An 18050-nucleotide genomic window follows, 5' to 3' on the forward strand; every position below is an offset into this window, starting at 1 on the left:
AATAACTCCTAAAAATCAAAGAATATCATCTGGAATTAGGCAGGCGGCGACAGAAACCCGGTTTCTTCATTCATATTTAGTCGCCAAACCTAGGATTTTTCCGAGAAACCGGGTTTCTTTTAGGGCGGCGACAGAAACCCGGTTTCTTCATTCATATTTAGTCGCCAAACCTAGGATTTTTCCGAGAAACCGGGTTTCTTTTAGCCTGGTGTATAAAAACTAACTTTTTCGCAGATACATCATCACCCAAACGCCTAAAAGAATAATACCCGATCCTAAATAATCATAGCGGTCTGGGGGAACCTTATCGACTTTCCAACCCCAAAGAATCGAGAGGATAATAAAAATACCTCCTTGACACTCTCGCTGCCAAGCTACGCTGTGGCGGGAGATTCTTGTTTCACAGAAACCCGCTTTTTAGCACGAGTGCTAACGAGTCTTACAGCTTCTCCACAAGCTTGGATTTCGGTATGTCCTACCGTATTTGTTGACAGTATTCTCAAACCCTCTTCCCTGATATTTTTAGCAGCGTTCTCATCCCTGTCGTGATGGCTGTGACAAGTTGGACAAACCCATTCACGAATGCTTAAATTCAAAAAATCGTTTTTAAATTTGCAGCAATTGCAAAGCGTACTGGGGAAGAATTTGTCAACCTCTACAAGCTTTCCTCCCTCTCTTTCTAGTTTGTAGCCTAAGAAGTTTACTAGCATTCCAAAACCAGCGTCTAATACTGATTTAGCTAGCTTGGTACGCGCTAACCCTTTTATGCAAAGGTCTTCTACTACAATTACTTGGTTTTCGTCAACTAACTTTCTAGAGAGTTTATGCAGGAAGTCTTGTCTTGTATTCGCTATTTTCTCATGGACTCTAGCTACTCTTTTTACCTGTTTTTTACGGTTATTAGAGCCTTTCTCCTTTCTAGATAAAGCTTGTTGCCTACGTCTTAGTCGCTTGGCGTATTTTCTGGTAGGTTTAACCGGATCAACCTTGTAGCAGGTTTCACCGTCAAACACTGTCACCAAGCTATTTAATCCTAGATCGATACCTGAAACTTTGCCTTCTTTATTGGGTTGTACATCTTCAACTTCAAACAAGATGGCGGCAAAATATTTATCTGTACTTGTCTTGCAAACAGTTACAGATTTAATCTTGCCGTCAACCGGTTTGGAGATTCTAGCTTTGACAACTCCTAGCTTAGGAAGTTTTAAGTTATCGCCTCTGATTGAGCAGCTTTCAGGATACCGGACTGACTGCTTGCCGTGCTTGCTCTTAAACTTAGGGAACCTAGCACGCTTTTCCAAGAAATTCTTAATAGCTGATTCTAGATTTTTTAATGATTGCTGCAATGTAGCAGCAGTAGCCTCTTGCAGCCAAGAGTAATCAGCAAGTTTTTTGAGTTGGGTTAAGTCCTTTGCCATATTGCAATAACTTAAGCCTTTCCCCGTCTCCTGATACTGAGTATTAGTTTTGTTCAGGTAATAATTCCTTTCAAAGCGGCAACAGCCAAAATTTTTAGCTAAGGCTACTTGCTGCTCTTTGTTCGGATAAATTCTTACCCTTAAGGTGTTCAGCATCAGTTAATCGGCGCTCAATCTTGCTATTGTATTATTTACCGCCATCAATCGTCAACTATGTATCATCACGGGTAATGGTCTGTTTATAAACTTAACGCTCATGTCGTATTGGTTGTAAAATACCGCCGGAAAGCGATTAACGGGGAAATCAAGCGCGAGATTACGAGAAATATTCATTGATACACTCAAGAAGTGGGACTGCGGATTGCTGGAATTTAATGGGGCAATTTTAGAGAAACACATGGAACCAGCAAAAATTGCAATGTTGGTGTCTATGTTGCCGATAGGTGAAGGTAGCTATTTGGCAATTCGGGAACAGTTATTCGCTGGAGAAACAGTAGAAACGCTTGTGGAGAAAGTTAACGCTTACCAAGAATCGAAGAGCTAATTATAGCGCGTTCGCTCCTCTCTACCCTCTTCCTCTGCGTCCTGGAGCGCCTCTGCGGTTAAATAAAAATAAATATCCTAAAAACCCAGTTGGTTAAACAATAGTCACCCATATTTTTATAAAATTTTAACGATGGGCAGAAAAGCGAACGCACTCAGTACACCATGACCTACTATATCTCTCCTCGGTTTCTTGACAAAATTGCCGTTCATATCACCAAAAACTTCCTCGACATCCCCAAAATCCGAGTTCCCCTCATCTTGGGAATTCACGGGCGCAAAGGCGAAGGTAAATCGTTCCAATGCGAATTAGTATTCGAGAAAATGGGCATCGAAGTCCTTCACATCTCTGGGGGAGAACTCGAAAGTCCCGACGCCGGAGATCCAGCGCGTTTAATTCGCCTCCGCTATCGGGAAGCTGCCGAATTTATCAAAGTTCGGGGTAGAATGACCGCACTGATGATTAACGACTTGGATGCGGGTGCAGGACGCTTCGATGAAGGGACGCAATACACGGTCAATACTCAATTAGTCAACGCCACGCTGATGAATATTGCCGATAATCCTACCAACGTCCAGCTACCTGGAAGTTATGACGAAAATCCCCTCCACCGCGTCCCAATTATCGTCACGGGAAACGACTTTTCGACCCTGTACGCGCCCTTAATTCGCGAAGGTCGGATGGAGAAATTTTACTGGGAACCGAACCGAGACGATAAAATTGGCATCGTCAGCGGGATTTTTTCAGAAGATGGATTGTCGCGCCAGGAAATCGAACAGCTAGTCGATACTTTCCCCAAGCAAGCGATTGATTTCTTTAGCGCTTTAAGGTCGCGGATTTATGACGAACAAATTCGTCAATTTATCCATAAAGTGGGTATTGAAAAAGTATCCTCGCGGGTGGTTAATAGTTTAGAAGGGCCACCTAAATTCCCAAAACCAGACTTCAATTTGTCCCGGTTACTCGAATTTGCCAAAGTGATGATCGCGGAACAAACGCGGGTAGAAGAAATGCGGCTCGTGCGAGAATACAACCAATCTTTAAACTTCCACGAGAAACAACATCAGTTAGCAAATCAAGCTATCCAAACTGAAATACCCGGCAATGGTAACGGTTATGGGAGCAACGGTCAAGCAAAGAACGCCCAATTGAGTCCAGAAATGATTCAGCAATTGCAACAACTGGTCAGCAGCGGTTATCGAATTGGCATAGAGTATGTAGATGAACGTCGCTTTCGGACGAATTCTTGGATCAGTTGCGCTTCGATTGCAGCAAATCAAGAAGGGGATGCGATCGCAGCATTAGAAAACTGTCTCGCAGAACACGGTGACGAATATATCCGCTTAGTTGGAATCGACCCCAACGCCAAGCGCCGCGTCATGGAAACTATTATCCACAGACCGAGATAATGATGCCACAGAAACCGGGTTTCTTGGGCAATACCTTCGCCAAAATCCGACACCCTTAAGCCTGTGGCTATACAAACTTTGGCTGCCAGAGCAGCCTGCAAGAATTTCAGCCCGCTCTGGCGGGCTTTGTTTGTGTAGCCCCAGGTTTTAACCTGGGGGATCTTGGCGTTTCAGAAAATTGGCGAAGGTATTGTTTAAGAAACCCGGTTTCTAAATCCCCTTGTGACTAGCAATATAATCCACAATTTTATACAGAGAGCGGCGAATTTTTCTCTCGCGCTTGCGACCATTTCCAATCACCGTAATTATGTAAATCTTTCCCTGAATTTCTACAGCAACTGTCGTCCCTCTCACCAGGGAAGTTTCTCCCGTTTTCTCCCCCAACCAGCGACCCGGAGATTCTTTTAACGCCCGAAATCCCAGCACTTTTTCTACCTGATAGCTGAGAACTTCCGCCAAAACCTCATATTCTGGGTGCTTGCGATTGTAAATTTCTACCATCATCGCGGTTAGTTCGTTACTCGTGATCCGGTTCGGTTCCCAACCAACATTTTTAGATGGATCGGTCACAGAACCTTTCAGTTTGTGGCTGACTCGCGTTGTGGGATAGCCGAGTTCGCCCAAAGTTTTATTGATATAATCCCATCCCAAATAATCAATAATTTGATTCGTCGCAATGTTGCTGCTGTAAGCGAGCGCTTGCGTCAGCAAATACTTAAAAGAATAAGACCTGCCAACCCGAATAGACGAGAAATTCTCTTCCGTATAATTACTGGGTTCTACGTAAATCTCTGTATCCAAACTAATATTATCTGCGGCAAGTTTGCGGACGAGGGCGATCGCAATCGGCACTTTAATCAAACTGGCGGCACTTTGGGGCGGGCGCGAACCGCGATAATTGAGACATTTGCGCTCAAGGTCGCAAACTGCGATCGTGGGGGAAGATAAACCGCTCTCAGCCACAATAGCGTCAAGCACTTGAGAGGGAGACTCTTCTACAGGAGCAGGTATATCAAGAGGGACTACCCCCAGTGCGGGTAAAATGCCCATCAGACAGGCTAGAGCGAGCGCTACATATTGCCTTTGAACCATCAATTTTGCACTCCATCACCCATTGGCAGGTAAAAAAGGAAACTCCGCACTCACATGCCACCGCCCACCATCGTGAACCAGCAGCGTCAAATAATTGGCACTGAACTCGAATTGTACAGATTTATGCTCAAATTCAGGCCACGCGGCTTTAAAATTCTGCTTGGTTAAGTCTTTAAACGCCACCGTCATGTGAGGGGCCCAGGGGCGTTGCTTCGCCATCGGATCGACAATACCCAACTCCCGCATCATGCTATCCATCAAGTCAGCTTGTAAAGTGAGGAGTTGCGGCGTTTTCACCACATTGATATAAATCACCCTGGGAGGAAACGCCGCAAAACCCGATAGGGAAATTGGGATACTGGGTCTTTGATTGGCAAAATTCTGCAAGGATTGTTCTAACACCGAAACCGACTCGCGATCCCACTCAAAAGGCGCTTGCAGGGTAATGTGGGGCGGCGACTTCTGGGCGTGGCGACTATTGTAGCGCTCGGCAAAGTACTGTTTGACTCGATTAGCGTAGTCTTGGATCTCTTGGGGGGGCAGGAGGGCAATAAAATAAAGGCTTGTACGCTTGTCCATATCTATAATCTCAACAGAATCTCCCATCTAAAATCTAAAATCTCAAATCCAAAATGCCTTGGTTTGTAAAGATCGAAGAAGGAATAGTCGATAAACCTACCTTTGACCAACATGTCCCCGCCCACAAAGCTTACGTCGAGGACTTGATCGCCAAAGGACACCAGGCGCGTACCGGGTACTGGGCGCAACGGGGCGGCGGGATGATGATATTCCAAGCGACTGGCATGGATGAAGCCAAAGCTATTGTCGCCCAAGACCCCCTCGTGCAAAATAATTGCGTCACCTACAAGCTGTATGAGTGGAAAATTCTAGCTGAATAGGCTTCTTGAGCGGGTGAGCGGGTGAGCGGGTGAGCGGGTGTGCGGGTGTGCGGGTGTGCGGGTGAACGGGTGAACGGGTGTGCGGGTGTGCGGGTGTGCGGGTGTGCAGGGGAGAATATACATTCAAATTCCCCTTTTGCCCACCTGCCCACCTGCCCACCTGCCCAAAAAGCCCCCATTACCAATTACCCATTACCCATGACCAAATTTGATGTTATCCTAGATTTAGACCTGGACCTATGCGATTGCAACGCCCAAACCTTGTCAGGACCGGAAGGTAGCAGCAACACGGGATGCTTGTAGTAGGCGTAGACTCCGGGTCGCCCTTTTTTTAAGCCCTTTTTTTAAGCAACGGCAGCGGCTATGGCAGGTTTCGGAGATCTGGTGAAAAAGGCGTTTTACCTGGGAGTGGGGCTAGCAGCCGCAGCAGGTGAAAAAGCGGGTGGAACTCTAGCCGAACTGAAAGAGCAAGCCCAAAAGCTAGCCGATGAGATGGTGGCAAAGGGCGAAATGACCACCGAAGAAGCTAGGCGGATGGTAGACGAAATGATCCAGCGGGCGCAGCAACAGTCGCCTGGAGAGCCTACCACTAACGCCCCTAGTGGCGAACCGCGACGGATTGAAATCGTAACTGATGAAGAAGAAGCAACCCCAGCCAAGCCGGAAAATGTAGATGCGTTAAGAGATCAAGTAAGCGCATTGCAAGAAGAATTGCGCCGCCTCCAGAACGGTCGCTGAAGCGCCTACTACGAACGGTCGCAATCGCTGAATAAGCATTGATAATTGTATCAGGGGGATCTAAACTAAAAGTCCTCCGGAACGAAAGCAAATTTTTCCCTTGAGAACAAGCAAGGGTGGTAGCGTAGCGCTTATGGAAGACTGGCAAAAAAATTTAACCGACATGCTAGAAACAGTAACTGAGGAGGTAGAGAAGTTCTTCAGCGATGTTACCGACGCAGTGGATGCGATCGCATTACTGTCTGAAGAAGTCGCCCACCAAGTAAACAACGCCATCAGCACCGAAATCGAACTGTTTTTGAACGATATAATTCAACCGATTCTGGACGCATGTGCCGAGTTTGAGCCAAGTAGCTTTGAGTCAGAATGGCCCCTAACTGATACCGTAGAACCATCACCCCAACAACATCCCGCTTGTGTTGGTTGCCGTCACTATCACGGTCAAGTATACGGAGGTAACTTACTCGTTTGTGGAATGCATCCCTATGGTTGGGAAGCAGAAAATTGTCCAGATTGGGAAGGTTATAGGAACTATTAAATGATGAAAGATTTACCAATTAGTGACGATTTTTCTCCGGAGTATGAAACTGAGCCAGCCACAATAAAAATGAAGTACGGCGAACGTCACATTGCTGAGGGAAAACTGATTACATTTCCCAACCCGCGCCTGGGGCGACGTTACCAAATTAACATTACGTTGCCGGAATTTACTTGCAAGTGTCCGTTTTCTGGCTATCCGGATTTTGCCACGATTCACATTACCTACTTTCCCGACCAAACCGTAGTCGAGTTAAAAGCGTTGAAGCTGTATATCAATAGTTACCGCGATCGCTACATTTCCCACGAAGAATCCGTCAATCAAATCCTCGATGACTTTGTTGCCGCTTGCGACCCCTTGGAAGTCCATATTAAAGGCGATTTTTCCCCTCGCGGCAACGTTCATACCACGATAGAGGTGAATCATAAAAAGTAATAAATTTTACTTGTATATTTAAGTGAAATTCCGTAAGTAGCAGGATTGGGTAGCGCGAGCGCTAATTTCACCCAAGCTTTACACAACCCCTGCGGAAAAATAGGTAACTCCACCATTATGCCGACTCGATGCCACTGCTTATGCTATGTAAGTAGTTGCCAAAAAAATTGGCTGGCGGTGGCACGCATATGCAAACAGTATCGGCAGCTTACTGGCTGAGCAAACTAGACCGAAACCTCTTAACCATCAACCAAAAGCAAGCTACGGGAGAGTTGATGATTTGCAGCGGCACCTCCCAGTGGCGGCTTTGCTTTTTCCTGGGACAGTTGTTTTATGCGATTGGGGAAAACCACCGCGTCCGACGTTGGCAACGAGCGCTAAAAAGGCATTGTCCAAATTGGGTTGTGGAAACTGACCAACTGGTTAGCAGCGAACTTTGGGAATGTCAGCTGCTGCATCAGGGGATGGCACAAGGTCACTTGAGTGCTGCTCAAGTCAAAGCAGTCGTCCTGGAAACCACGCAAGAAGTTTTGTTTTCCATGACTCGGCAAGCGAGTTTGGCAGGATATTGGCAACCCCGTCAATATCGCAAGTTGCAAGTAGCTTTTTACCTGAGTTTGTCTCCTTTAGAAGTCAAGCAACTGATCAAGCAAAGCCAAAGCTTCTACGAAAAATGGCTGGAGATAGGCATAGGCAACATCGATCCCGACTTGGTACCCGTCCTCAAACCGTCCCCTTGCGAACTGGATCAATGTTCGGTGGATACTTTTCTCGACTTAACCGCCTTATTTACAGGTCGATACACCCTGTGGGATCTTGCTTTGAAGATGAAGCAACCCTTGACTAGGGTAGGGCGCTTGTTGCAACACTTCCGTCAACAAGGTGTGGTGGAACTGCAAGCGGTGTCAGATATAACGCCTCCCTTTGTATGTCACTTGAGGGATGACAAAATTGGCAAAAAGCAGTTTGCGATCGCTTGCATAGACGACTCTCCTTTAATGGGACGCTATCTCAAAGAAATTCTCCCCCCCGCTGGCTACCGACTGTTGTACGTTGAAGATCCAATTCAGGGGATCGGTCTCCTCGCTAAATACAAACCCGATTTAATATTGTTAGATTTAGTCATGCCCGATACCGACGGCTATAACGTTTGTAATTTTTTACGCCATAGTTCTACTTTCCGCAAAACTCCCATCATTATGCTCACCAGCTGGGACAATACCATTAACCGAGTCCGCGCCAAGCTTGTCGGTGTCAGCGATTTTTTAGCCAAACCTTTTACAGCCGAGCAACTGCTGCAATTGATTAAAAAGCATTTACCAGAAGATCAGCAAGAATCACCGTAAACTGAGAGCTTGCTAATGGCTAATGGCTAATTGCTCATTGTTAATGGTCTCAGGACTTACGCTCATATTCCGGGTTTCTCCGAAAAATCGTTGGTTTGGCAACCAGAGATTTACGAAGAAACAAAGGTGATGGCAAGGTCGTGCGTCAGTCCTGTAATGGCTAATTGCTCATTGTTAATGGCCTTTTTCCTATTAGCCATTAGCCATTAGCCATTAGCCATTAGCCATTAGCCAAAAACCAATCTAATGCTCTCTAAAAAAGATTAACTTTCCTTGGCTAAAGTAGAACCGATTGCAACTTCTTCTACAATCGCAGGTGTCTTGAGTTGCTCCAAAATCTCGATCATTTCTCGCTCAAACGCCACCTGCGCCCGATTGGTTCTTCCTCCTACGTAAAGACTTCCATCTTGTTGCAGCGCCCAAATCTGCGAGTGGGAAACATAACTCATCATCACCCCCACCATCAGCAAGCCAAAACCCAGATAAACAATGGGAATACCCGGATCGGCTTTTATTTGCAAACCCGTGCTGCCAACTATTTCATCTATGAAGAATTTTACGCCATTAACCTCCGCAAACATACCGGCGCGGACTGTGGTTAACAGCTTCCCGGCTGTGTCGTAAATTAGCAGCGTTCCCTGTAAATCTTTGGCTAAAAGCGATACGCCCTGGCTCAAATCGGGTTTAGTGGGAATCCAAGTTCCCCAAAGGCGTCCCTTACCGCCAGTTTCCAGGGGAGCCATTGGTAGCTCTAACACGGGGCTGTTATTCAAGCGAAAGCGAATGCCTGCGATCCCCCAATCTGTTTGGTAAAAAGTTACACCTCTGTGACGCAGGGGTTTGTTGACGTAAATCGTTTCGCGGTCGATTTCTTTTCCCCCGTTATCGACAACGGATAAATCCGAATAGAATTGGTCAATTGACCCTTCTGCCGTGTAATCGATCCAAAAGCGATTAACTTTTACCGACCAATCTTTAGGAACTTGCGGCGCAGCCATTGGCCCAGCATCGAGTATATTTTTTACCTGGAACGTAGTACCGCTCTTGATCATTTCTTGAGCCATAAAACCCGTCAGCGCGCCCCAAATTGCGCCAGACAAAATGATTAGCATACTAGCATGGACGACAATCGGGCCGATGCGTCCGACAATACCTTTACGGGCATAAAGCCTTACGCCTTCTTGGAAGACTTTATAGCGGCGCTGCTGCAATGCAGGTTCTAAATTAGCAAGCATTGCCCTATCGAGTTCTGCACTTAAAGCTAACTTTTCAAATTGGCGGGGTTGGTCGTAAAATTTCCATCGACGCGCTGCCTTTAAGGCGGGAAATTGGCGCGTAAAAGTACAGGCGGTTAAACTGCTGCCAAATAAAATCAAAAGAGCCAAAAACCACCAAGTGCGATATACGCGATCTAAACCCAAGAATAAGAGAACCTTCCAAGAGAGGAAGCCAAACAAAGCCGGGTCTTCGGGATAATTCGACTGGTAGAATGCCAGAGATTGACCCTGCTCGATTACCGTTCCGGAGATACTGAAAACAGCGATCGCCAGCAGCAGCAATATTGCCAGCCGCAAATCTCCTAACAACGGCAATAATTCGCGCTGAAATAGGCGTTGGAGTTTGGTAATTGGCGATTGGTCATTGGTAATTGTCATTTTTTTCTTATTTTTACCGTTATCAACGATTTGCTTGCGATCGCACCTACAGGACTTATACCATGTCCGGTCGATTACCCGCGATTGAGCGATTGGGCACGGCACCAGTAAGGTTATCTGTTCTGGCAAGATATCTCGGATGTTCCCTACATCCCCATCATCTGGGTGGCAACGTGGTCAGGTTTTATTACGGGTGATTCAACCGACATAATATTACGCCAAGAAACCGGGTTTATATGAAAAGAAATTTACGCAGAAACAAAGGTGATAGGTGAGTCGTGCGTAAGTCCTGACCTGGAAGGGGCAGGTTTATTGACGATATTTGTGGGATACAGAAATTATTGGTCAAACCCGCCCCTACAACTTTCTTTCCCTCTGCCTCGTTTCACCCATTAGCCATTAGCCATTAGCCATTAGCCATTAGCCATTACCAATTAGGAATCCGCATTAACAGCGAAAATACACCAAATCCCACGAGCATTGCACCGCTAACGGGATTAATCCAACTCGACCACTGGCGTAACTCTAGTAGCTTTTTGATCGAAGCGGTAAAAGTCCCGGCTAAGATTAACGGTGCTACGTATCCAGCGGCGTAAAGCAACAGAAAAATACCGCCTAAAATTAAATCTTGCGTCGAAGCTACCCAAGCGAGCAAAGTTGCTAAAACGGGGGTGCTGCAAGGAGAAGCAACCAAACCAAAAGTTAAACCCAGCAGATAGGAACGTATTCCCGGTGGTAAATCGCCGGAAATCCACTCGCTACCGCCAAAAGAGGGAAATTGCAAAGGAATTGCTTCTAGTAAGTTGAGACCCATTGCGATCGCTACAATACTGGCAATAATCGGTAATCCAATTCCCACTTGTCCGTAAACGCGCCCCAGCAGCGCTGCTAGGATGCCTAACCCAGCTAACGTGGTTGCCAATCCCAACGCGAACCAAGTAGACTGAGCAGCAGCACTGAAGCGGCTTTTGGCTTCATACCCGCCGATGTAGCCGATCGTGATCGGCAACATCGAAAGCATACAAGGCGTCATGCTCGTCAGCAAGCCAGCGGCAAAAATAACGCCAATGCTAACCCCGCTAAGGTGATTTAGCTGAGAAGAAACTAGGGTGTTAGCAAGTTGTTGGAGTTGGTAAAGGTAGGTAGAGAGAGTTTCTAACATGCGGCAGGTGGATTGAAATGCCCATACAGCTTGAATTGTAGCTTATTGGGGGATCGCAGCGAGGGGATCGCCAACTGCAACTTTCAACCCAGCTAGCTGCGATATCTGTGCAACTTGCGCTCGCCACGATGAAAAACACCGCAATCCCAGTTCCCAAGCTGCATTTACGGTAATGAGTGCGAAGGCTGACCGGAAAACTTGATGTTAAAATATCAGGATTGAACAATTTTACCAACTCACAAAAAATTTTCCGGCGATTTATTATTGGCTCAGCTTTTAAACTCCGCAAAATTCCCGGTGCATCTTACATGACTGTAAATTTCAGAACCGATCTAGCTTGTCGGCATCCTTAAAATTGTTAACAGTAGTCTGCTGATTAACACTCGCAAGTGGATTTTTTTGCTCCCTATCCATATCCCACATTAGGTATGGAATGCCAGCAGACGCAATAGCTTTCACCACCCACAGAATTTCTTGATATTGCGCCATTTTTCCCAATTTGTAACCAAGTCAAGGACAATTGCTAATCGTGAGTAGTAAAAGCAAGGCATTTCGACCCAGCATAAATAGCCTGCGATAAACAGCCTTATGGAAGCATCATTTGAACTTACCCTACAGATAGTGATCGCCATTGTCGCAGGCATTGGCGCTCAGGTTCTAGCAGCATTCCTCAAAGTTCCCAGCATCGTCTTCTTGCTGCTATTCGGCATTTTGTTGGGTTCGAGTGGTTTAAGTATCCTACACCCGAACTGGCTCGGAACTGGTTTAGAAGTGATAGTCGCCCTCAGCGTCGCCGTAATTCTATTCGAGGGCGGTCTTAATTTAGAACTGCGCGACTTGGGGCGCGTTTCCGCTCCTCTCCGCAACCTCGTCACCTTCGGCACCCTCGTCACCCTACTCTTAGGCGGCATGGCGGCGCACTGGTTAGGCGAGTTTCCCTGGCCGATTGCTTTTTTGTATGCTTCTCTAGTAACGGTAACCGGACCTACCGTAGTCAGTCCCCTGCTCAAGCATGTAAAAGTAGACCGGCAAGTATCAACCTTGCTCGAAGGAGAAGGCGTTTTAATCGACCCCGTGGGCGCAATTTTGGCAGTCGTTGTCTTAGACACCATCTTCACCACCCACGCTTCTCCCGTAGAAGCGATGACTGGATTATTCCTGCGACTGGGAATTGGCGGGGCGATAGGCGCTGCGGGTGGCTGGTTATTGGGATATTTTCTCAAACGCGCCCATTTTTTATCAGAAGAACTGAAAAACCTGGTGGTTTTAGCCGGTTTGTGGGGCTTGTTTGGTTTGGCTCAGTTTATTCGCAGCGAATCGGGATTGATGGCAACCGTGCTGTCGGGAATTGTTTTGCGAGCTTCTTCTTTGCCCGAAGAAAGATTGCTGCGCCGATTTAAGGGACAGCTAACTACCCTGGGTGTCTCCGTCCTGTTTATTTTGCTGGCGGCAGATTTATCCATCGCCAGCGTGTTCGCTTTGGGGTGGGGTAGCTTGTTTACCGTTTTGGTGCTGATGTTTATAGTCCGCCCGATTAGCGTTAGTTTGTGTACCCTCAACAGCGACCTCAACTGGCGACAAAAACTATTTGTCAGTTGGATTGCCCCCAGGGGAATTGTTTCGGCGTCGGTTTCTTCCCTGTTTTCCATTCTGTTGACCCAAAGAGGAATCAACGGTGGAGACGCGATTAAAGCTCTGGTTTTTCTTACCATCATGATGACGGTAATTTTGCAGGGGTTGACCGCAGGTTGGGTCGCCCAATGGCTCAAAATTACCTCAAAAGAGGCTACAGGCGCGGTAATAGTTGGTTGCAATCCCTTGGGTCTATTGATTGCCCGCTTGTTTCAAGAGCGCGGCGAGTCAGTGGTGTTAATCGATACCGACCCCGAAGCTTGCCGACAAGCTGAACAAGAAAATCTCAAAGTTTTCTTAAGTAGCGGTTTGGATACGGGGGTTTTGGAAGAAGCAGGACTGGCATCGATGGGGACATTCCTCGCCATGACCAACAACGGCGAGGTGAACGTAGTGCTGGCGCAGCGAGCCGCAGAAGAGTTTAATCCACCCCGCGTCCTGGCAGTATTTCCCCGCGATCCCCAAACCAGTACGGCATCAAATCAGGTCAATCAAGCATTTGTTCCCCAGCTGCCCATCAAAACCTGGAATCAGTATCTCAATGAGGGTAATGTAAAATTGGGAACTACGGTACTGAAGGAACAGGCGCTTTCGTTCCAGCAGGTTCACCTTCAGGCGCTGATCAATTCTGGCGAGTTAGTGCCGTTATTAATCGAACGAGAAGAGCGCCTGTTAGTCGTACCAGCAGCAGAAGAGTGGAAAGTAGGCGATCGGATTATCTACCTGTTGCACGATCCCAGACCGAAATTGCTCAAGCGCTTATCCGGCGCGAGTCCATCCTCTCGTTTGGTGTTAGAAAAGTTACCCGAAGTTGAAGAAGTACCAATTCCTGCTGCTGCTTTGGAAGTTCCGTTAAAACAAGTTTGAATCGGTAATGGGTAATGGGTAATTGGTAATTGGTAATCGAAAAGAATTACCCGGCAAAGAAACCCGGTTTTTAGGAAAAATCGTCTCCGAAAAAACCGGGTTTCTGACCCCGCGTGCCTAAGTCCCGCTGGAAAAGAATTACCCACTATTCCCTTTTCCTAAGCCAAATACGACACCCAAGCTGGCAAAATTTCCGGCGAACCGTACCAAATTCCAGGGGATCTGGGGGAATGCCTGACACCTTCGACCACTAAATTTTCTGCCCCTGCCAAATGGGCGGCTTCAATCGGCGTGATACCATCTCCCCAGGTATCCCCCCTTCCGCAGGTTAATTGATAGCTGCTGTAAGCTAACCAACTGCCTCTGCGTGTCACGGAAAAACGGAGTAAATCCCATTTTCCACGTTTTCGCGATCTCCTCTGTAGGCGCTCTACCCAGCGGTTGAAGACTTGCTTCGACCAAGTAGGCGTAAAGGGTAGGAAATCACGGCGGAGTGACACTGCCGCAGCATCGAGGTTGATATACAACGCCGATACACCCATTTATTGCTAGATGGGCTTTTGAGGTATAGCGTGATGCGAATTTGAGCGCAATTCGACGACATGCATTCAACGCTGCGTTGATGATTTTGCCCCTTCGCGTCACAGCTAAACTGCCAGGATGATAGCCTTGCGCCCCTGCGAAATCATCCCACACCTGCACCGATTGCCATCGCTTTGCTGTTGGCATATCGTTGGTTCGCATCACCTGCTCACCTGTTATAGCTTCGGTGTTTGAGGTGTCGCGTGGATTGACTTTTGCCGTCAAGATATTGTGGTCAGTACGCGCAATCCGTGCAACCTGCTCTTGCACCGCAGCCTTGAGCCAATACGATCGCTTTTGATTTGATCGTTTGGAATAACGCCCTTTTTGGGGACGTAGCTTACTTAGGTGTTCAAACACAATCACAGCGCACTCATGCTTGAGGGCAAAGTTGACAATCTGACGAGCAATCTGCCGTGCGGCATCTTGTTCGCAGCGCTTGATTTTGCTCCAGCGTTTTTGAGCAAAACCTTTGGCAATGCGTCCGGTCTTTCGCATCAGTTGAGCAATCTTGCCTAACCGTGACTTCCTACGTGCCGTATGCGCTTTATGCCCTCGAACCGTGATGCGATCGAGTTCATGAAGCTCACCGTCCACGTCCACGTCATAGGCAGCGGCTTTGCAAATCTCGCCATCCAAGTCAGTATCGACCGTGATGAAGCGATTACCGTGCTGCATCAGCGTTCTAATGCCTCCGGTTGCAGGCATATAGCGCTCAATTACCCAATTGAGCCACACCGTTCCATCGCGTTTGACAACGAGTGTCGGGGTGCTGGTAGACCAGCCTGCTTGCAAGGGAGATGAGTCGTAGTGAAATTTGACCCACGCCCAAGCCTTAAGAGTCCACAATCGCAGCAAGATGGATGATCCGGTATCGTCTTTGAACATGCCTGCATACAGTGAAGCATTCAGGTTGAGTTCAGTGGGCAATACAGGCGGCTTGTGCTTTTTCATCGGTTTGCCGCGCTGAAGAGAGCTAAGTTTGGCTAACCGTTTGGCAACGCGAATGTCCCAATTTTGCTTGTTTGACCTCCATGATTTGTAAATGCCAACTGCTTTTGCTAATGCTGCCCTGCGAAAGACTTGCGGACAGTCAAATGGAAAAGTTTTTGTTGGCTGATTACCGAAGAATCGCGGCTCATAGTAACGTTTGAAATCCTCGCTATCAACACCACTTGGATCCTCTGCAATCACCCACACAAAAAACAGTGTCACTTCGCTAAACAGTCGATTGGTTTGAGCAAAATCAAAACCACTGCGATGCAATTTGGTTCGCAATGTTTTGGTTTCGATGCGCTGACCTTTGACCTTTTTGAGTGCCACTGCTTTGCAGGAATTGCTGATTTCCTACAATTCTACTCCGATCCACTCCGATTTTTCTATAGTATCGCGCGGTGGCTGGGGTAGTTCTACAGGTTGTGCCTTGATTTCGTCTTTATAGCGTCTGAGGAAATAGAGCCGACTAGAAAAGCAGTGCATGATCGAGATAAAATCTTGCATCAACTCTTGATAAGGACTGAGCTTGGTATCACCTAAAACCGTGATTTGACAGTCATGCAGGTTGCAGAACCATTCGATAAAGTCGAACCCAAATCGACACAAGCGGTCTTTATGTCCAACCACAATTTCTTTGACTTCATGATTGGCGACACGCTGCATGAGCTTCAGGAACTTGCGGCGTTTGAAGTTCATGCCTGAGCCGATTTCTTTGATGATTTCACCTGTGCGGTGCTGCTTGTGATGATCCGCTTGGATAGCAAGATCGGTGCGTTGGGAGTGGGTTGATACTCTGTGTTTTTGTTCACGTACTCACAGCAGCTAGCAAACGCACGAAGTACCGCATCAAGTTTTTGATACTTCAAGTTTGCAGCTAACCGTGAGGACTTGAGACATTTTCAATATGTGAAGAATATGCCACAATCATACCACGGGATTGGTAAATCCGGGGGTAACGAACCCCCAGATTTACCCGCTATCCCTCCCCAGGTTGCTAGCGCTGAACCTGGGGACTCACGCGAACACGTTGAGCGATCGCAATGTCAGTAACCAAGTGAAAACAGGTATCCTCTACGGTATTAGCGTTGGCCCCGGCGATCCGGAGTTAATCTCCCTCAAAGGACTGCGGTTGCTTCAAAGCGTCCCTGTAGTAGCCTTTCCAGCAGGTGTACGGGGCAATCCAGGCATGGCTGAGCAAATTGTCGCCCAATGGCTCAATTCCACTCAGGTGCAACTAGCTTTAACTTTCCCTTACGTCCAGGATGACGCCGTTCTTTCCTCTGCATGGCAGGTAGCGGCAGAACAAGTCTGGCAATATCTCGAACAAGGTCAAGATGTAGCTTTTGCCTGTGAAGGCGATGCCAGTTTTTACAGCACCTTCACCTATTTGGCACAAACGCTACAACTTTTGCATCCGGAAGTCAAGGTGCAGGTAGTTCCAGGAATTTGTTCGCCGATGGCGGCGGCGGCAGTATTGGGACTGCCTTTAACAATGCGCGGTCAACGTTTAGCCGTATTACCGGCTATTTATACCGTGGGAGAACTAGAAGCGGTTTTAGATTGGGCGGATGTAGTGGTATTGCTCAAAGTAAGTTCGGTATACGAGCAAGTTTGGCAAGTATTGCAGCGGCGGAATTTATTAAATAGCAGTTATGTGGTAGAAAGAGCAACCCTACCCAACCAAGCGATCTATACTAATTTGTGCGAGCGCCCAAATCTCCAATTACCCTACTTCTCTTTGCTGCTGATACAAGTCAGATCAACGAATTTTAGATTTTAGATTTGAGATTTAAATCGGCAATTTTTCTGCCCTATGACTATGTTCGACACCGAACCCACTCCATCCCAGTCTGACACCTCACCGCTACTGACCTTGTTGTTCACCCTAATTTCGCTGAATTTACACGGACTGGTTTGGGTTTTTCAGCCAAAATTGCCCATTTCTGCCACAGCATCATCGGATGAACGCCGCGTCAAATTGGTGCAGTTAAGTCCAGGAGAAATGCGACGCATCAGCGAATTTACTCGCCCATCGCTGCCATTACCGCCCCAGCTACGAACGGGCGCACCCAATACCTCTGGGGGTCAGGAACCCGTAAGGTCTAATATACCCCTGCCAGAACCCCCCAGCAAACCGCTTCCCAAACCAACACCAGCAACGCCTGCACCAATTCCCACCCCAACACCAACACCCACAGCGACGCCTACACCAATTCCTGCCCCAACTGCAACGGCGCCCCCAAGCTTCCCAGATAGCTTGCTCAAGTCTCGTTACGGCTATAATCAGGCGGGGACGACAGAAGCTGAAGAAAGGGAAAAACTCGATGCCTGGTTGAGAAACAACAAAAGATTTTCCAGAAAAATTATCCCACGCCCGCCCATCCCTCACAGCATTGCCTCTCCTGTGGGTGAGAAACTACCAGATACAACTCCTGCTGGTGTCGCCGTGTTGGTATCCCCAAGGGGTAAAATTACGGGTGAGCCAGAGTTAATTCGCAGTACTGGCTACCCTAAGCTAAATCAGGCAGCGATAGAAGATATCAAGCAGCGATCGTTTCCCGCAACGGGCGAGTATGTGGCGTACCAGTATCGCGTCGAGATCGAATCAAACAAGTTACCTTCGCCGCCAACTAATTTACCTTCAAATCCCAATCCTACCCCCAATACCTGGACTTTCCCCAGACCCCAACCGAAAAATTAGATTCTGTTTAGTTTTTCCAGTAGGGGCAACTTCTCA

General features: G+C 47.4%; 18 protein-coding genes, 1 other RNA gene and 3 pseudogenes. 13 read left to right on the plus strand and 9 right to left on the minus strand.

All coding sequences use genetic code 11. The features are described 5' to 3' along the window. Window positions 1-219: 219 nt before the first annotated feature. Window positions 220-354 (minus strand): annotated as a pseudogene (locus MiSe_RS08285) (YnfA family protein); the annotation flags it as partial. A 20-nt stretch (window positions 355-374) separates the two neighbouring features. Then, entirely contained in the window at window positions 375-1574 is a 1200-nt protein-coding gene (locus MiSe_RS08290; RefSeq protein WP_226577313.1) for an RNA-guided endonuclease InsQ/TnpB family protein, read from the minus strand. A gap of 108 nt (window positions 1575-1682) precedes the next feature. On the opposite strand from MiSe_RS08290, the pseudogene MiSe_RS52590 reads away from it, so the two are divergent. The 3 genes and pseudogenes from MiSe_RS52590 to MiSe_RS08305 all read left to right on the plus strand — a co-directional run. Beyond that, window positions 1683-1753: pseudogene (locus MiSe_RS52590) on the plus strand (IS200/IS605 family transposase); the annotation flags it as partial. A gap of 62 nt (window positions 1754-1815) precedes the next feature. Next, complete coding sequence (locus MiSe_RS08300; RefSeq protein WP_226577316.1) at window positions 1816-1962, plus strand: hypothetical protein; 147 nt, start codon at window positions 1816-1818, stop codon at window positions 1960-1962. 164 nt (window positions 1963-2126) lie between these two features. Continuing rightward, the gene (locus tag MiSe_RS08305; protein WP_226577320.1) at window positions 2127-3371 is read left to right on the plus strand and encodes a RuBisCO small subunit-like domain-containing protein; all 1245 of its coding nucleotides are present in this window, start codon (window positions 2127-2129) and stop codon (window positions 3369-3371) included. 210 nt (window positions 3372-3581) lie between these two features. Here the strand turns inward: MiSe_RS08305 and MiSe_RS08310 are convergent, their stop codons facing one another. Then, on the minus strand, window positions 3582-4463 hold the full coding sequence (locus MiSe_RS08310) for a serine hydrolase (RefSeq protein WP_226577323.1): 882 nt from the start codon (window positions 4461-4463) through the stop codon (window positions 3582-3584). Between the two features lie 15 nt (window positions 4464-4478). Further along, entirely contained in the window at window positions 4479-5042 is a 564-nt protein-coding gene (locus MiSe_RS08315; RefSeq protein ID WP_226577326.1) for a 2'-5' RNA ligase family protein, read from the minus strand. 53 nt (window positions 5043-5095) lie between these two features. Here MiSe_RS08315 and MiSe_RS08320 point away from each other — a divergent pair, with 53 nt between their 5' ends. The 6 genes from MiSe_RS08320 to MiSe_RS08345 all read left to right on the plus strand — a co-directional run bounded on the left by MiSe_RS08320 (window position 5096) and on the right by MiSe_RS08345 (window position 8419). Then, on the plus strand, window positions 5096-5362 hold the full coding sequence (locus MiSe_RS08320; RefSeq protein ID WP_226577329.1) for a YciI family protein: 267 nt from the start codon (window positions 5096-5098) through the stop codon (window positions 5360-5362). 228 nt (window positions 5363-5590) lie between these two features. Further along, window positions 5591-5687: signal recognition particle sRNA small type (ffs, locus tag MiSe_RS08325), an RNA gene on the plus strand. 38 nt (window positions 5688-5725) lie between these two features. Continuing rightward, on the plus strand, window positions 5726-6100 hold the full coding sequence (locus MiSe_RS08330; RefSeq protein WP_226577332.1) for a phasin family protein: 375 nt from the start codon (window positions 5726-5728) through the stop codon (window positions 6098-6100). A gap of 133 nt (window positions 6101-6233) precedes the next feature. Further along, window positions 6234-6638, plus strand: coding sequence for a hypothetical protein (locus tag MiSe_RS08335; protein ID WP_226577336.1), 405 nt, complete (start codon window positions 6234-6236; stop codon window positions 6636-6638). A 69-nt stretch (window positions 6639-6707) separates the two neighbouring features. After that, complete coding sequence (gene queF / locus MiSe_RS08340) at window positions 6708-7073, plus strand: preQ(1) synthase (RefSeq protein WP_226577480.1); 366 nt, start codon at window positions 6708-6710, stop codon at window positions 7071-7073. Window positions 7074-7261: 188 nt separating this feature from the next. After that, entirely contained in the window at window positions 7262-8419 is a 1158-nt protein-coding gene (locus MiSe_RS08345) for a response regulator (protein WP_226577339.1), read from the plus strand. A 263-nt stretch (window positions 8420-8682) separates the two neighbouring features. Here the strand turns inward: MiSe_RS08345 and MiSe_RS08350 are convergent, their stop codons facing one another. After that, complete coding sequence (locus MiSe_RS08350; protein ID WP_226577484.1) at window positions 8683-10074, minus strand: cytochrome c biogenesis protein; 1392 nt, start codon at window positions 10072-10074, stop codon at window positions 8683-8685. Between the two features lie 427 nt (window positions 10075-10501). Then, window positions 10502-11236, minus strand: coding sequence for a cytochrome c biogenesis protein CcdA (locus MiSe_RS08355; RefSeq protein WP_226577342.1), 735 nt, complete (start codon window positions 11234-11236; stop codon window positions 10502-10504). Between the two features lie 588 nt (window positions 11237-11824). On the opposite strand from MiSe_RS08355, the gene MiSe_RS08360 reads away from it, so the two are divergent. Next, on the plus strand, window positions 11825-13735 hold the full coding sequence (locus MiSe_RS08360; RefSeq protein WP_226577345.1) for a cation:proton antiporter: 1911 nt from the start codon (window positions 11825-11827) through the stop codon (window positions 13733-13735). A gap of 158 nt (window positions 13736-13893) precedes the next feature. On the opposite strand, the pseudogene MiSe_RS08365 reads toward MiSe_RS08360, so the two are convergent. The 3 genes and pseudogenes from MiSe_RS08365 to MiSe_RS08375 all read right to left on the minus strand — a co-directional run. Next, window positions 13894-14115, minus strand: a pseudogene (locus tag MiSe_RS08365) (lipase); the annotation flags it as partial. Window positions 14116-14218: 103 nt separating this feature from the next. Then, complete coding sequence (locus MiSe_RS08370) at window positions 14219-15640, minus strand: hypothetical protein (protein ID WP_226577349.1); 1422 nt, start codon at window positions 15638-15640, stop codon at window positions 14219-14221. Between the two features lie 24 nt (window positions 15641-15664). Then, window positions 15665-16072 (minus strand): IS607 family transposase, encoded by a 408-nt coding sequence (locus tag MiSe_RS08375; protein WP_226577487.1) that lies wholly within the window; start codon window positions 16070-16072, stop codon window positions 15665-15667. A 156-nt stretch (window positions 16073-16228) separates the two neighbouring features. Here MiSe_RS08375 and MiSe_RS50820 point away from each other — a divergent pair, with 156 nt between their 5' ends. From MiSe_RS50820 to MiSe_RS08385, 3 genes are read left to right on the plus strand one after another with little or no spacing between them, the layout of a single operon-like run. Beyond that, entirely contained in the window at window positions 16229-16363 is a 135-nt protein-coding gene (locus tag MiSe_RS50820) for a hypothetical protein (protein ID WP_264196384.1), read from the plus strand. A gap of 4 nt (window positions 16364-16367) precedes the next feature. Further along, window positions 16368-17093 (plus strand): precorrin-2 C(20)-methyltransferase, encoded by a 726-nt coding sequence (locus MiSe_RS08380; RefSeq protein ID WP_226577352.1) that lies wholly within the window; start codon window positions 16368-16370, stop codon window positions 17091-17093. 33 nt (window positions 17094-17126) lie between these two features. Next, window positions 17127-18014 (plus strand): energy transducer TonB, encoded by an 888-nt coding sequence (locus MiSe_RS08385; protein ID WP_226577355.1) that lies wholly within the window; start codon window positions 17127-17129, stop codon window positions 18012-18014. The last annotated feature ends 36 nt before the right edge of the window (window positions 18015-18050 follow it).

Source organism: Microseira wollei NIES-4236, from assembly GCF_020521235.1.
In the GTDB taxonomy this organism is placed as follows: Bacteria; Cyanobacteriota; Cyanobacteriia; order Cyanobacteriales; family Aerosakkonemataceae; genus Microseira; species Microseira wollei.

Bases quoted from the DNA above. Each gene is read 5' to 3' on its own strand.
- MiSe_RS08290 (WP_226577313.1), bottom strand. From the start codon at position 1,574: ATGCTGAACACCTTAAGGGTAAGAATTTATCCGAACAAAGAGCAGCAA.
- MiSe_RS08300 (WP_226577316.1), top strand. From the start codon at position 1,816: ATGGAACCAGCAAAAATTGCAATGTTGGTGTCTATGTTGCCGATAGGT.
- MiSe_RS08305 (WP_226577320.1), top strand. From the start codon at position 2,127: ATGACCTACTATATCTCTCCTCGGTTTCTTGACAAAATTGCCGTTCAT.
- MiSe_RS08310 (WP_226577323.1), bottom strand. From the start codon at position 4,463: ATGGTTCAAAGGCAATATGTAGCGCTCGCTCTAGCCTGTCTGATGGGC.
- MiSe_RS08315 (WP_226577326.1), bottom strand. From the start codon at position 5,042: ATGGACAAGCGTACAAGCCTTTATTTTATTGCCCTCCTGCCCCCCCAA.
- MiSe_RS08320 (WP_226577329.1), top strand. From the start codon at position 5,096: ATGCCTTGGTTTGTAAAGATCGAAGAAGGAATAGTCGATAAACCTACC.
- MiSe_RS08330 (WP_226577332.1), top strand. From the start codon at position 5,726: ATGGCAGGTTTCGGAGATCTGGTGAAAAAGGCGTTTTACCTGGGAGTG.
- MiSe_RS08335 (WP_226577336.1), top strand. From the start codon at position 6,234: ATGGAAGACTGGCAAAAAAATTTAACCGACATGCTAGAAACAGTAACT.
- queF (WP_226577480.1), top strand. From the start codon at position 6,708: ATGAAGTACGGCGAACGTCACATTGCTGAGGGAAAACTGATTACATTT.
- MiSe_RS08345 (WP_226577339.1), top strand. From the start codon at position 7,262: ATGCAAACAGTATCGGCAGCTTACTGGCTGAGCAAACTAGACCGAAAC.
- MiSe_RS08350 (WP_226577484.1), bottom strand. From the start codon at position 10,074: ATGACAATTACCAATGACCAATCGCCAATTACCAAACTCCAACGCCTA.
- MiSe_RS08355 (WP_226577342.1), bottom strand. From the start codon at position 11,236: ATGTTAGAAACTCTCTCTACCTACCTTTACCAACTCCAACAACTTGCT.
- MiSe_RS08360 (WP_226577345.1), top strand. From the start codon at position 11,825: ATGGAAGCATCATTTGAACTTACCCTACAGATAGTGATCGCCATTGTC.
- MiSe_RS50820 (WP_264196384.1), top strand. From the start codon at position 16,229: ATGCCACAATCATACCACGGGATTGGTAAATCCGGGGGTAACGAACCC.
- MiSe_RS08385 (WP_226577355.1), top strand. From the start codon at position 17,127: ATGACTATGTTCGACACCGAACCCACTCCATCCCAGTCTGACACCTCA.